The organism is Nocardioides bruguierae (assembly GCF_023554635.1).
Lineage (GTDB): Bacteria > Actinomycetota > Actinomycetes > Propionibacteriales > Nocardioidaceae > Nocardioides > Nocardioides bruguierae.
In genome coordinates this window covers 86938-99517 of sequence record NZ_JAMJPH010000019.1, presented here as the reverse complement: position 1 = coordinate 99517, position 12580 = coordinate 86938, and the positions used below count along the sequence as shown (strand labels likewise).

Genomic DNA, 12580 nt, shown 5'->3' with positions numbered 1-12580 from the left:
CAGATCGCCGCCGAGCTCAACGCCCGTCCTCGCAAGACACTGAAGTGGCGCACCCCCGCGGAGGAACTCGACGCACTACTGTCGGGCGAGTCAGATCCACCTGTTGCGACGACAGGCTGAATCCACCGCCCCTTGGACAGCCGTTTCGTCGCGCACTATCGGCGGGCGGGTGTGGGCCCAGGCGTACGTTCGGCGGCATGACCGCCCCCGCTGAGCCCGGCACCCCGACCGGCACCGACGGCCTGCCCGAGACCGGCGCCGCCGTCGTCCACGCGTGGGGGCCCGACGCCGACGTGCTGGCCGTCGCCCGGCGCACGGTCGGCAACGTGCTGGCTGCCCTTCCGGGCGCGCGGCTGGAGGTCGTCGTCCAGGGCGCGGCCGTACTGCCGGCCCTCACCGACGACGCGACCCTGACGGCGCTCGTCGCGGCGTGCGCCGACCCGCGCGTGAGCGTCGTGCTCTGCGCGAACAGCCTGGCCGGGCAGGGGCTGGAGGTCGCCGAGGTGCCGGCGCCGCTGGGTGTCGTCGGCTCCGCGCTCGCTCACTGCGCCCGACGCCAGTGGGCCGGGTGGGCCTACCTGCGCCTGTGAGCCCCGACGGGTCGGGACGCGATCAGCCGCCGGTGAGCAGCCGGTCCCCGAGGTCGGTGCGCCGGTAGAGCACGAGCCGACCGTGGCGGGCCGAGGTGAGCAGGCCGGCCGCTCGCAGCGCCCGCAGGTGCTGGTTGACCGCGGAGGTGGTCACCCCCGAGCGCAGCCCCAGCTCCGAGGACGAGGCGGGCTCGGCCAGCGCCACGAGCAGCTCGGTCCGCGTGGGGCCGAGGAGGGCGCTGACGGCCTCGTGCTGCCCGTCGTCGAGCTGCCGGGCTCGCTCGCCCTCCCACAGCGTCCCGACCCCACGGGCCGGGTACTGGAGCAGGGGCGCCTCGGCGACCGAGATGGGCGCGGTGACGCCGAGCGTGAAGGTGCTCGGGACCAGCGTGAGGCCCTCGCCGGAGGTGGCGCGCTCGGCGGTGTGGCCGCCGCGCAGCTGCACGCGCACCAGGTCGCCCTCGAGCCGGATGCGGGGCGAGAGGTCCTCGAAGACCGCCGGCAGGCCGCCCTGGGCGAGCCGGCGGCCGCGATGGACGACGTCGGCCTCCAGGACGGTGCGCACCCGTGGCCACCAGGGCTCGAGGCAGACCCGCCCGTACTCGGCGAGCGCGGCCACGATCCGGTCGCGGGTCACCGCCGGGTCGCCGCGCAGCGCGGGCGGCAGGCCGTCGCGGTGCACCTCGGCGAGGTCCTCGGCGACGACGTCCGGGTCGAGCGCAGCCATCCGGCCGAGCTCGTCGTCGAGCCGGGTGAGGGGGGAGTGGGGTCGGGGGGTGAGGAAGTCGGGCAGCGACAGCCGCTCGTTGGTGAGGGCCAGCAGCAGGTCGGTGTCGAGGCCGCTGCGCAGGGGGATCGTGCGCTGCAGCCACGGCAGGTGCAGCGGGTAGCGGCCGGGTTCGCGCCACGTCCGCAACGAGAGGGAGAGCTCCCCCAGCGGGGAGACCGCGAAGCGCACCGCGCCCAGGTCGGTCCCGTCCAGCCGGTAGGTCAGCATGAAGCCCGACGCTACATCCATGGCCGGACGACTGTCGGGTGGGCGAGCATCGGGCGTGCCTTCAGCGTCGCCCACGACTCCCCCCGGTCAGCCCTCCGGTCGCCCCACCGGAGATCACCACGGCCGTCGTCGCGTCGCCCAGCTCCTCGCTGCCGCGGGGGGACGTCTCGCCCTGTCCCTGGCGCAGACCGCCCTTCCGACGTCCGCGATGGAGCGGGCACTCACCTTCTCCACGGCCGGCTGGGCGCTGGCCAACGGCCTCTTCTACAGCATCAGCGCGCTGTACTTCACCCAGGTCATCGGGCTGTCGGCCGCCACCGTCGGGTGGGGCCTCTCGGTGGCCGGGGGCGTCGGCGTCCTGTGCTCGCTGCTGGGCGGGCGCCTGGCCGACCGGGTGCCCGCCGACCGGATCATGCAGGTCTCCGGCATCGCCCAGGCCGTGGGCCTGCTCGTCTACGTCACCGCGGACGACGCGCTGTCTTTCGTGCTGGTCGCCTCGGCGGTCTCGGGCGCCCGCAGCGTCCAGGGCTCGGCCCGGCAGGCGATGCTCGCGCAGTGGTTCTCCGGTCGCGACCGGGTGGCCGTGCGCGCCCGCCTGCACGTCGTGCTCAACGTCTTCATCGGCGTGGGCACGGTGCTGGCCGCCCTCCCGCTCCTGGTCGGGACGCCGGCGGCCTACCACGCCACCATCGTGCTGGTCGGGGTGCTGGCGCTGCTGGCCGTGGTGCCCGTCGTCGGGCTGCGGCACCGGGTGCCGGGCCTGCTCGAGCGGCTGGGTCGGCGCGCGTCGCCGGAGGAGGCCGCCGCGCCGCGGGTCTCGCCGCTGCGCGACCGCACCTACCTGACCGCCACGCTGCTCACCTCGCTCATGGCGCTCCAGTTCGGCCTGCAGGGCGTCGTCGTGCCGCTGTGGATCGCCGAGCGCACCGACGCGCCCCACGTGATGGTCTCGGTCGTGCTGGTCACCAACACGGTGCTCGTGGCGCTCACGCAGGTGCGGGTCTCGCGCGGCACCGAGGACGTCGCCGTCTCCGGCCGGGCCGTGCGCCGGGCCGGGTTCCTGCTGCTCGCGGCCTGCCTGGTCTTTCCGCTGTCGGGCTGGTCCGCGCTGTCGGTGCCGGTGGTGGTCGCGGTGCTGCTGCTCGCCGGCGTCCTCGCGACCTTCGGCGAGGTCTGGGGCGAGGCAGGCTCCTGGGGGCTCTCCTTCGAGCTGGCGGACCCGCGGGCGGCCGGTGCCTACCAGGGCGTCAGCCAGACCGGCATGGCCCTGGCGGGCATGCTCGCGCCGGGCGTGCTCACCAGCGTGGTGCTGGGCACCGGTGCCCCGGGCTGGGCCGTGGTGGGCGTGGGCTTCGCGGTGGTCGGCTCGCTCACCGTGGTGCTGGCGGACCGGGTCGCGCGCCGTCGTCCCGTGGCCGACGAGGTGCTCGCGGCCTGAGCCGCTCCTGCCGGCCCGGAGCCCGTCCCCGGGAGGTCAGCGCAAGGCGTAGGTGGCCATCGAGACGCCCACGTAATGGGTCACGAAGGCCAGCACCGTGAAGCTGTGGAAGACCTCGTGGAACCCGAACCAGCGGGGCGAGGGGTTGGGGCGCTTCACGCCGTAGACGACGCCGCCGATCGTGTAGAGCGCGCCGCCGGTGCAGATGAGCACGAAGATGGCGATGCCGATGCCCAGACCGAGGCTGACCGCGCCGTCGAAGAAGCCGGGCAGGAAGAAGATCGCGGCCCAGCCCAGGGCGATGTAGATCGGGGTGTAGAGCCAGCGCGGGGCGTGGCTCCAGAAGACCCGGAACCCGACGCCGAGGATCGCGCCGCCCCACACCACCGAGAGCAGGACGGTCTGCTGGAGGCCGTCGAGCAGGATCAGCGCGAAGGGCGTGTAGGTGCCCGCGATGAGGACGAAGATGTTCGAGTGGTCGAAGCGGCGCAGGAACGCCCAGACCTTCGGCGACCACGTACCGGTGTGGTAGATCGCGGAGACGGTGAACAGGATCAGCGCCGAGCCGGTGAACACGGCCGAGCCGACCTTGGTGACCGTGTCGGGGGAGAGTGCGATCAGCACGATGCCCGCGGCCAGCGTGAGCGGGGCGACCGCCAGGTGCTGCCAGCCGCGCAGCCGCGGCTTGATCTCGGCCTTCAGCTCCGACAGGGACTCGTGCAGGGAGTCGACGCCGGCGCGGACCGAGGGCGGCAGATGAGTGGTCATGGACCAACGGTAGCGGCCGGACGGTTGCGGATCACCCCGCCGACGGCGAGCCGTGTCACATCCGGCGGACGTTCGTGTCCGCATGACGACGCCCGGGTGGCGTCACGGTGACCGGTCGGTAGCGGGGCCGGTCGGTAGCGGGGCCGGTCGGCAGGCGTGGGGCCGGTCGTGCGGCCCCTGCTGCCACCGATGATGCCGCGCGGCGCCGCGGTGGGCCTACCCTGTCGCTCGTGGGTCAGGTCAAGCGCGTGCTCCAACGGGTGCTGTACCCGTTGTACGAGGCACGTCTCGTGCGCCGGATGCCGGACAACCTGCCCCGGCACATCGGCGTGATGCTGGACGGCAACCGCCGCTGGGCGAAGGCCGTGGGCCAGTCCACCGCGCACGGCCACCGGGCGGGCGCCGCCAACATCGAGCCGCTGCTGGGCTGGTGCGACGAGGTCGGCGTCGAGGTGGTCACGCTGTGGCTGCTCTCCACCGACAACCTGCACCGTCCCGCCGAGGAGCTCGAGCCGCTGCTGGAGATCATCGCCGAGGCCGTGGACTCCCTCGCCGACACCCGCCGCTGGCGACTGCACCCCGTGGGCGCCGTCGACCTGCTGCCCGACCGGCTCGCCGAGCGGCTGAAGGCCGCCGAGGAGGCCACCCGCGACGTCGACGGGCTGTGGGTCAACGTGGCCGTCGGCTACGGCGGCCGGCAGGAGATCGCCGACGCCGTGCGCTCGCTGCTGGCCGACGGTGCCCGGCGCGGAGCCTCGCTGGAGGAGCTGGCCCGCGAGGTCGACATCGACGCGATCTCCGAGCACCTGTACACCAAGGGCCAGCCCGACCCCGACCTCGTCATCCGGACGTCGGGGGAGCAGCGGCTCGGCGGGTTCCTGCTCTGGCAGTCGGCCACCTCGGAGTTCTACTTCTGCGAGGCGTACTGGCCGGACTTCCGCCGCGTGGACTTCCTCCGCGCCCTGCGCAGCTATGCGCTGCGGCAGCGCCGCTTCGGCGCCTGAGCGGCCGCTGCCGGAGGGCGGGTCGCGTGTGACGGCGGTGTGAACACTGCGCGTCACTCCCGCGTGTCGCCCCGATCACGTCCGTCCTGGGGCTACTTTCCGTGGCATCAGCAGGTGGGGAAGCCTGCTGAACCTGGAGGCCCGCTCGTGGAGATTCACGACTGCACCGCACGGCAGACGCACTGCGCCTGCCGCGCGATCGGAGGCGGGCACTCCCGCTTTCGGGCGTCCCGGTCCAACCGTGTGAGCTAGGGCCGGGGCAAGGAGTGCCTGCGTCGGTCCGTGAGGGGTAAACCGTGCCGGACCAGGCCATGCAGTCGCAGCAGTCCCCCCGCCCCACCTCCGCCACCTCGGCGACCGAGGGCACCGCGACCAGCACCCGCAGCACCCGACGACCTCGCAAGAAGCAGCCCGCCGTCCGCACCTACGTGCTGGACACCAGCGTGCTGCTCGCCGACCCGGCGGCCATCCGCCGCTTCGCCGAGCACGAGGTCGTCCTCCCCGTCGTCGTCATCACCGAGCTGGAGGGCAAGCGCCACCACCCGGAGCTGGGCTTCTTCGCCCGCGCCGCGCTGCGCATGCTCGACGAGCTGCGGGTGGCGCACGGCCGCCTGGACACCCCGGTGCCCGTCGGCGACGAGGGCGGCTCGGTCCGCGTCGAGCTCAACCACATCGACCCCACCTGCCTGCCCTCCGGCTTCCGGCTGGGCGACAACGACACCCGCATCCTCGCCGTCGCCAAGAACCTCGCCTCCGAGGGCCACGACGTCACCCTCGTCTCCAAGGACATGCCGCTGCGGATCAAGGCCTCGGCCGTGGGCCTGGACGCGGAGGAGTACCGCGCCGAGGCGGTCTCGGAGTCCGACACCGGCTACTCCGGCATGGCCGAGCTCGACGTGGCCGCGACCGCGCTCGACGACCTCTACGACGCGGGCGTCACCGACCTGGACGAGGCCCGGGACATGCCCTGCCACCAGGGCCTGCGGCTCATGTCGGACCGGGGCAGCGCGCTGGCCCGGGTCGGTGCCGACAAGCGGGTGCACCTGGTCCGCGGGGACCGCGAGGCGTTCGGCATCCACGGCCGCAGCGCCGAGCAGCGGATCGCGCTGGAGCACCTGCTCGACCCCGAGATCGGCATCGTCTCGCTCGGTGGCCGCGCCGGCACCGGCAAGTCCGCCATGGCGCTGTGCGCCGGTCTCGAGGCGGTCCTGGAGCGCCGTCAGCACTCCAAGGTCGTCATCTTCCGCCCGCTGTTCGCCGTCGGCGGCCAGGAGCTCGGCTACCTGCCGGGCTCGGAGTCGGAGAAGATGTCGCCCTGGGCGCAGGCCGTCTTCGACACCCTCTCGGCCATGACCACCCCCGACGTGATCGACGAGATCGTCGACCGCGGGATGCTCGAGGTGCTGCCGCTGACCCACATCCGCGGACGCTCGCTGCACGACGCCTTCGTGATCGTGGACGAGGCGCAGTCGCTGGAGCGCAACGTGCTCCTGACCGTGCTCTCGCGCATGGGTGCGAACTCCAAGGTCGTGCTGACCCACGACGTCGCGCAGCGCGACAACCTGCGCGTCGGCCGGCACGACGGCGTGGTCGCCGTGATCGACAAGCTGAAGGGTCACCCGTTGTTCGCCCACGTGACCCTGACCCGGTCCGAGCGCTCGCCGATCGCGGCGCTGGTCACCGAGATGCTGGAGAACGTCACGGTCTGACCTCGACGCCCCGCCCGACCCGTCGGCGACCGCTCAGCGGCGCCGATGCCGACCGGGTCCGGGGTTCCCACCAGCCCCTCCGCCGTCCGGTGCCCTCACGCAGAGTGCCGGGCGGCGGCGGCCTGTCCGGACCGAGCTCACCCCGGCGGGTGGGCCACTGCCCGACACGTGTGACTGGTGTGACGGATGTGCTGTGAAACGTGAAGAAGTGCACAGAAGTTACGCGTTCGGTTTGTCTGACCCATCCGCGTCATGCATCGTGGCTCGCGGACGTCACGCAGGTCAGCCGGCCCCCGGCCGATGAGAGGTGCAGGCGTCCACGCACCACCGCCGGGCCCCTCGGGGTCTCGGCACCTGCCCGAGCACGAGGTGCGCGCCCCGGCGCCGCCCCCGACCAGTACCCCGGACCAGCCCTTGTCGAAGCACCGCCAGCCAGGCCGACGCCGTCGGACCGCTGACGACCCTGTGACCCCGCGTCCCGAGTCGTCCGCCCCGAAGCACTCCGCCGCCCGGCACGCCGCTCCTCGGGCCTCCGTCATTCCCGCCGGCGTCGCCCAGGCCCCGCGCCTGGCCGCCCGGACGACCGTCGTGGTCTCCGCCCTCGCCGTCGGGACGACCGGTGCCGCCGTGGCCGGCGGCGTCGGCCTCGCCGGAGGCACGACCCCCGTGGCCGCCGCCGACACCGCGACGACGCAGTCGGTCGGCCTCACCGCCGCCGACCTCCTCACCGGCGTCGAGGAGACCGCGGCGGCCGCTCAGGAGATCGCCACCGAGGACCGCGGCGTCGTCTCGCGCAGCGCCGACCGCCGCGCCGACACCGACGACACCAAGGTCGCGATCCTCTCCTCCGACGGCGAGGCCATGACCCGCTCGGAGGACTCCTCCGACCTCGACCCGCGCTCCATCGCCTCGGCCATGCTCGGCAGCTACGGGTGGGACAGCAGCCAGTTCACCTGCCTGGACTCCCTGTGGACCAAGGAGTCCGGCTGGCAGGTCGACGCCGACAACCCGACGTCCAGCGCCTACGGCATCCCGCAGGCCCTGCCCGGCTCCAAGATGGCCTCCGCCGGCGCCGACTGGGCGACCAACCCCGTCACCCAGATCACCTGGGGCCTGGGCTACATCCAGGACGTCTACGGCAGCCCGTGCTCGGCCTGGGCGCACAGCCAGTCCGTCAACTGGTACTGAGCCCACCCCGGCCCGCGTGGACCAGCGCACGCTCGTCGTTGACGACGGGACGCCTCTGCACCTGCGGGTGACGGGAGCGGGCCCGGACGTGCTGGTCCTCTCCGGGGGGCCGGGCTGCGAGCACTACCTCGCCACGGAGTCACTGGCACCGACCGGGCGCCGCTGCTGGTTCCCGTGGCCGCGCGGGGTGAGACCGTCGGGCGGCGGGCCCCACGACATGGAGCGGGCCGTGGCCGATCTGGAGGCGCTGAGGATCGGCCTCGGCCTCGGTTCATGGGCCGTCGTCGGGCACTCGTGGGGCGGGGACCTCGCGCTGCGCTACGCCGTCGACCACCCCGAGGCGGTGACCTGCGTCGTGGCGGTCGCCGCACGGGGCCCGCAGCGCGACCGCACCTGGTCGGAGGCGTACGAGGCGGGCAAGGCGTTCGAGAAGGGTGTCGACGTGGCGTTCGACGCCGAGGTCTGGGCAGCGCTGCGGGCGTCCTTCACGACCTGGACGCAGCACCCGCTCCTGTGGCGCAGCCTGGCCGAGTGCCCGGTGCCGGTGGAGCTCGTCGCGGCGGGCGACGACGTGCGGCCGGCCTGGCCGCTGGGTCAGCTCGCGACCCTCCTGCCCCACGCCCGGCTCACGACGGTGCCGGACGTGCCCCACGACTTCTGGCACACCGACCCGGACCGGTTCGTCGCCACCGTCCGCCAGGCTCTCGGTCGGCACGTCTGACGCGTCACATACCTGCAACGTCCCGCCTGGCAGCATCGGGGACATGAGCGAGCAGGTAGCGGACCCGTACGAGTGCGAGATCGGCGCCCGCGTGCGCGACGTCAACCTCGAGGGGCACGCCGACAACGTCGAGCTGCTGCGCATCCTCGACGAGGCGCGCACCCGGTTCTTCCGGTTCGCCCCGCTGGTCTCACCCGACGGCGTGCCGTTCACCGGCGTGCTGGCCGCGGCACCGGGCCACGTCACCGAGCTGGTCGTGGCGCACCGGGTCGAGTACGTCAGCGAGGTGCCGCTGGACCCCACGCGGCCCTACGTCGTGGCGGTCCGGGTGACGCGCCTCGGCTCGTCCTCGCTGGACGTCGGCCTGGAGCTACGGCTGTCGGGGGACGCCGAGCCCGCCGTGCTCGGTGAGACCACCGTCGTCCTGCTGGACCCGGGCACCGGCAAGCCCTGGGCGATGGACGACGACCTGCGCACCCTGCTCTCCGCCTACTCCGGCCCGCCCGTGCCCCTGCGGGGCCGGTGAGCCGATAGTGCGCGACGAAAAGCACCCGGATCGGCTCTCCGGGCAGCCACTTCGTCGCGCACTATCGGCCGAACCTCACGGGTGGGTCATGGACTCCACGTCGAGCGCGGTGTCGAGCTGCTCGAGGGTCACCTCGCCGCGGTCGACGAAGCCCATGGCGAGGACGGTCTCGCGGATGGTCGCGCCGTCGGCGAGCGCCTTCTTGGCGACCTTGGCGGCGTTCTCGTAGCCGATGTGCTTGTTCAGCGGCGTGACGACGCTGGGGGAGGACTCGGCGTAGGTGCGCATCCGGCTCGCGTCGGCGGTGATGCCGTCGACGCAGCGCTCGGCCAGCACCCGCGAGGAGGCGGCGAGCAGGCGGGTGGACTCGAGCACGTTGCGGGCCATCACCGGCATCGCCACGTTCAGCTCGAAGGCCCCGGATGCGCCCGCGACGGTGACGGCGGTGTCGTTGCCCATCACCTGGAAGCAGACCATGAGCGTCGCCTCGGGCAGCACCGGGTTGACCTTGCCCGGCATGATGCTCGAGCCCGGCTGCAGGTCGGGCAGGTGGATCTCGGCGAGGCCGGTGGTGGGGCCGGACGACATCCAGCGCAGGTCGTTGCAGATCTTGGTGAGGCCCACGGCGATCGTCTTCAGCGCCCCCGACAGCTCGACGAGGGAGTCGCGGGTGCCCTGGGCCTCGAAGTGGTTGCGCGCCTCGGTGAACGGCTGGCCGGTGCGCTCGCCGAGCACCTCGATGACGCGCTCGGCGAAGCCGGCGGGGGTGTTGATGCCGGTGCCGACGGCCGTGCCGCCCAGCGGCAGCTCACGCACGCGCGGCAGGACGGCGTCCAGCCGCTCGGCCCCGTAGCGCACCGTGGCGGCGTAGCCGGAGAACTCCTGGCCCAGCATCACCGGGGTCGCGTCCATGAGGTGGGTGCGGCCCGACTTCACCAGCCCGGCGAACTCCCCGGCCTTGCCCTCGAGGCTGGTGGCCAGCACGTCCAGCGCCGGCAGCAGCTCCTCGGTGACCGCCACGGCGGCCGCCACGTGGATCGCCGTCGGGAAGGTGTCGTTGCTGGACTGGCTCGCGTTCACGTGGTCGTTGGGGTGCACCTGCGTGCCCGCGCGCTGGGCGAGGGTCGCGATGACCTCGTTGGCGTTCATGTTGGACGAGGTCCCCGACCCCGTCTGGAAGACGTCGATGGGGAACGCGTCGTCGTGCTCGCCCGCGGCCACGGAGCCGGCTGCGGTGGTGATCGCGACGCCGGCGTCCTCGGCGAGGATGCCGAGCTCGGTGTTCACCGTGGCGGCCGCGGCCTTCACGTGCCCGATGGCGTGGATGAGCGCCGGCTCGATCGGCGTGCCCGAGATGGGGAAGTTCTCCACCGCGCGCTGGGTCTGCGCCCGCCACAGCGCGTCCTTCGGGACGAGGACCTCGCCCATGCTGTCGTGCTCGGTGCGGAACTCCTGCCCGCCGGCCTGCGTCGCGTCGGTAGTCACATCCCTTACCTACCTCGCCGGTGGGCGCGTCATTCCCGCCGGGCGGGTGATCTCCGCCCGGCGGGGTGGGATGGACCGACGTGGCCGGGATACCGGCCCGCCATGCCCACACCCGAAGAGCGCGACGCGATCAACGCCCAGCACCGCACCGAGAAGGACGCGGACGGCCAGGTCTCGGAGGTCTCCGCGATGGACCCGGCCGACGCGGACACCCCGATCAGCGACGACCAGTCGGTCGCGGGGCAGCCGGACGCCGAGTCGGGCGCCGTCGACGAGGGTCCGACCGGCCCCAACTCCCGCGCCGGCTCGAACAAGAACTAGGTCCCCGGCCGGGTAGAGGGGGTACGACCCACCACATTCGTGGTTCGACCGCGCTGGAACCACGAATGTGGTGGGTCGTATCCCGGTTCCGCCCTACTCCTGCGAGCGCACCCGGATGCCGGAGAGCGGCACGGTGACCGCGCCGGAGGGGTCGGTGAAGAAGTCGTTGCCCTTGTCGTCCACGACGATGAAGGCGGGGAAGTCCTCGACCTCGATCTTCCAGACCGCCTCCATGCCCAGCTCGGGGTACTCCAGCACCTCGACGGACTTGATGCAGTCCTGCGCGAGGCGGGCGGCGGGGCCACCGATCGAGCCCAGGTAGAAGCCGCCGTGGGTGTCGCACGACTCGGTGACGACCTTCGAGCGGTTGCCCTTGGCGAGCATCACCATCGAGCCGCCCGCGGCTTGGAACGAGGACACGTAGGAGTCCATCCGGCCGGCTGTCGTCGGGCCGAACGAGCCCGACGCGTAGCCCTCGGGCGTCTTGGCCGGGCCTGCGTAGTAGACGGCGTGGTCCTTCATGTACTGCGGCATGTCCTCGCCGGCGTCCAGGCGCTCCTGGATCTTGGCGTGCGCGATGTCGCGGGCCACCACGAGCGGACCGGTCAGCGACAGCCGGGTCTTCACGGGATGCTCGCTGAGCGTCGAGAGGATCTCCGACATCGGCCGGTTCAGGTCGATGCGCACGACGTCGGCGTCGTCCTCGGGCTGGGTGGCGCCGGTGGCGGGCAGGTACTTGGCCGGGTCGGTCTCGAGCTGCTCGAGGAAGACGCCCTCGGCGGTGATCTTGCCCAGCGCCTGGCGGTCGGCCGAGCAGGAGACGGCGATCGCGACGGGGCAGGAGGCGCCGTGGCGGGGCAGACGCACCACGCGGACGTCGTGGCAGAAGTACTTGCCGCCGAACTGCGCACCGATGCCGAAGTCCTGCGTCAGCTTGAAGACCTCCTCCTCCAGCTCGAGGTCGCGGAAGCCGTGGGCGTCCATGGAGCCCTCGGTCGGCAGCGCGTCGAGGTAGTGCGCGGAGGCGTACTTGGCGGTCTTGAGCGCGAACTCCGCGCTCGTGCCGCCGATGACCACGGCCAGGTGGTACGGCGGGCAGGCGGCGGTGCCGAGCGAGCGCAGCTTCTCGTCGAGGAACTGCAGCATCCGCTTGGGGTTGAGGATCGCCTTGGTCTCCTGGAACAGGAACGACTTGTTGGCCGAGCCGCCGCCCTTGGCCATGAAGAGGAACTTGTACTCCGGTTTGCCGTCCTTGGACGGGGTCGAGTACAGCTCGATCTGCGCCGGCAGGTTCGAGCCGGTGTTCTTCTCCTCGTAGGTGGTGATCGGCGCCAGCTGCGAGTAGCGCAGGTTCAGCTTGGTGTAGGCGTCGAAGACGCCCTTGCTGACCCACTCGGCGTCGTCCGCACCGGTCAGCACGCCCTCGGCCTTCTTGCCCATCACGATCGCGGTGCCGGTGTCCTGGCACATCGGCAGCACGCCGCCGGCGGAGATGTTGACGTTCTTGAGCAGGTCCAGCGCGACGAAGCGGTCGTTGCCGGAGGCCTCGGGGTCGTCGAGGATCTTGCGCAGCTGGGTCAGGTGCGCCGGACGCAGGTAGTGCGCGATGTCGTGCATCGCTTCCGCCGTGAGGCGCTGGATCGCCTCCGGGTCGACCTTGAGGAACGTCTGCCCGTCGACCTCGACGGTGCTGACCCCCTCGGTCGTGATCAGCCGGTAGGGCGTGTCGTCCTTGCCGGTCGGGAGGAGGTCGGAGTAGCGGAACTCTGCGGCGGCCACGACTCTGCACCTTACGGCCTCGGGCCTTGACGTGGGTGCCACGGGTCACGTTAC

12 protein-coding genes are annotated in these 12580 nt (G+C 72.6%); 8 read left to right on the top strand and 4 right to left on the bottom strand.

Translation table 11 applies throughout. The features are described 5' to 3' along the window. Positions 1-197: 197 nt before the first annotated feature. The gene (locus tag M8316_RS10440; protein ID WP_250054366.1) at positions 198-590 is read left to right on the top strand and encodes a DsrE family protein; all 393 of its coding nucleotides are present in this window, start codon (positions 198-200) and stop codon (positions 588-590) included. Between the two features lie 22 nt (positions 591-612). Here M8316_RS10440 and M8316_RS10435 read toward each other — a convergent pair whose 3' ends face one another. Beyond that, positions 613-1587, bottom strand: a complete 975-nt coding sequence (locus M8316_RS10435) for an ArsR/SmtB family transcription factor (protein WP_250054364.1) — start codon at positions 1585-1587, stop codon at positions 613-615. A gap of 208 nt (positions 1588-1795) precedes the next feature. Here M8316_RS10435 and M8316_RS10430 point away from each other — a divergent pair, with 208 nt between their 5' ends. Next, positions 1796-3025 carry an MFS transporter gene (locus tag M8316_RS10430; protein ID WP_250054362.1) on the top strand — a complete coding sequence of 410 codons (1230 nt, stop codon included), beginning with the start codon at positions 1796-1798 and terminating at the stop codon, positions 3023-3025. A 36-nt stretch (positions 3026-3061) separates the two neighbouring features. Here the strand turns inward: M8316_RS10430 and trhA are convergent, their stop codons facing one another. Next, positions 3062-3793, bottom strand: coding sequence for a PAQR family membrane homeostasis protein TrhA (gene trhA, locus M8316_RS10425; protein ID WP_250054360.1), 732 nt, complete (start codon positions 3791-3793; stop codon positions 3062-3064). Between the two features lie 299 nt (positions 3794-4092). Here trhA and M8316_RS10420 point away from each other — a divergent pair, with 299 nt between their 5' ends. The 5 genes from M8316_RS10420 to M8316_RS10400 all read left to right on the top strand — a co-directional run bounded on the left by M8316_RS10420 (position 4093) and on the right by M8316_RS10400 (position 8941). Beyond that, positions 4093-4797: an isoprenyl transferase gene (locus M8316_RS10420; protein ID WP_250054372.1), complete on the top strand. Its 705-nt coding sequence runs from the start codon at positions 4093-4095 to the stop codon at positions 4795-4797. A gap of 311 nt (positions 4798-5108) precedes the next feature. Further along, entirely contained in the window at positions 5109-6506 is a 1398-nt protein-coding gene (gene phoH2 / locus M8316_RS10415; protein ID WP_272495057.1) for an RNA 5'-3' helicase PhoH2, read from the top strand. Positions 6507-6971: 465 nt separating this feature from the next. Further along, positions 6972-7694 (top strand): aggregation-promoting factor C-terminal-like domain-containing protein, encoded by a 723-nt coding sequence (locus M8316_RS10410; RefSeq protein ID WP_250054374.1) that lies wholly within the window; start codon positions 6972-6974, stop codon positions 7692-7694. Between the two features lie 16 nt (positions 7695-7710). Beyond that, the gene (locus M8316_RS10405; protein ID WP_308195993.1) at positions 7711-8415 is read left to right on the top strand and encodes an alpha/beta fold hydrolase; all 705 of its coding nucleotides are present in this window, start codon (positions 7711-7713) and stop codon (positions 8413-8415) included. Positions 8416-8458: 43 nt separating this feature from the next. After that, positions 8459-8941, top strand: coding sequence for an acyl-CoA thioesterase (locus M8316_RS10400; protein WP_250054358.1), 483 nt, complete (start codon positions 8459-8461; stop codon positions 8939-8941). Positions 8942-9016: 75 nt separating this feature from the next. On the opposite strand, the gene M8316_RS10395 is transcribed toward M8316_RS10400, so the two are convergent. After that, positions 9017-10426 carry a class II fumarate hydratase gene (locus M8316_RS10395; protein WP_308195992.1) on the bottom strand — a complete coding sequence of 470 codons (1410 nt, stop codon included), beginning with the start codon at positions 10424-10426 and terminating at the stop codon, positions 9017-9019. Positions 10427-10528: 102 nt separating this feature from the next. Between M8316_RS10395 and M8316_RS10390 the strand changes: the two genes are divergently transcribed. Continuing rightward, entirely contained in the window at positions 10529-10747 is a 219-nt protein-coding gene (locus tag M8316_RS10390) for a hypothetical protein (protein WP_250054357.1), read from the top strand. 93 nt (positions 10748-10840) lie between these two features. Here the strand turns inward: M8316_RS10390 and M8316_RS10385 are convergent, their stop codons facing one another. After that, on the bottom strand, positions 10841-12526 hold the full coding sequence (locus M8316_RS10385) for a fumarate hydratase (RefSeq protein ID WP_250054356.1): 1686 nt from the start codon (positions 12524-12526) through the stop codon (positions 10841-10843). Positions 12527-12580 lie beyond the last annotated feature (54 nt).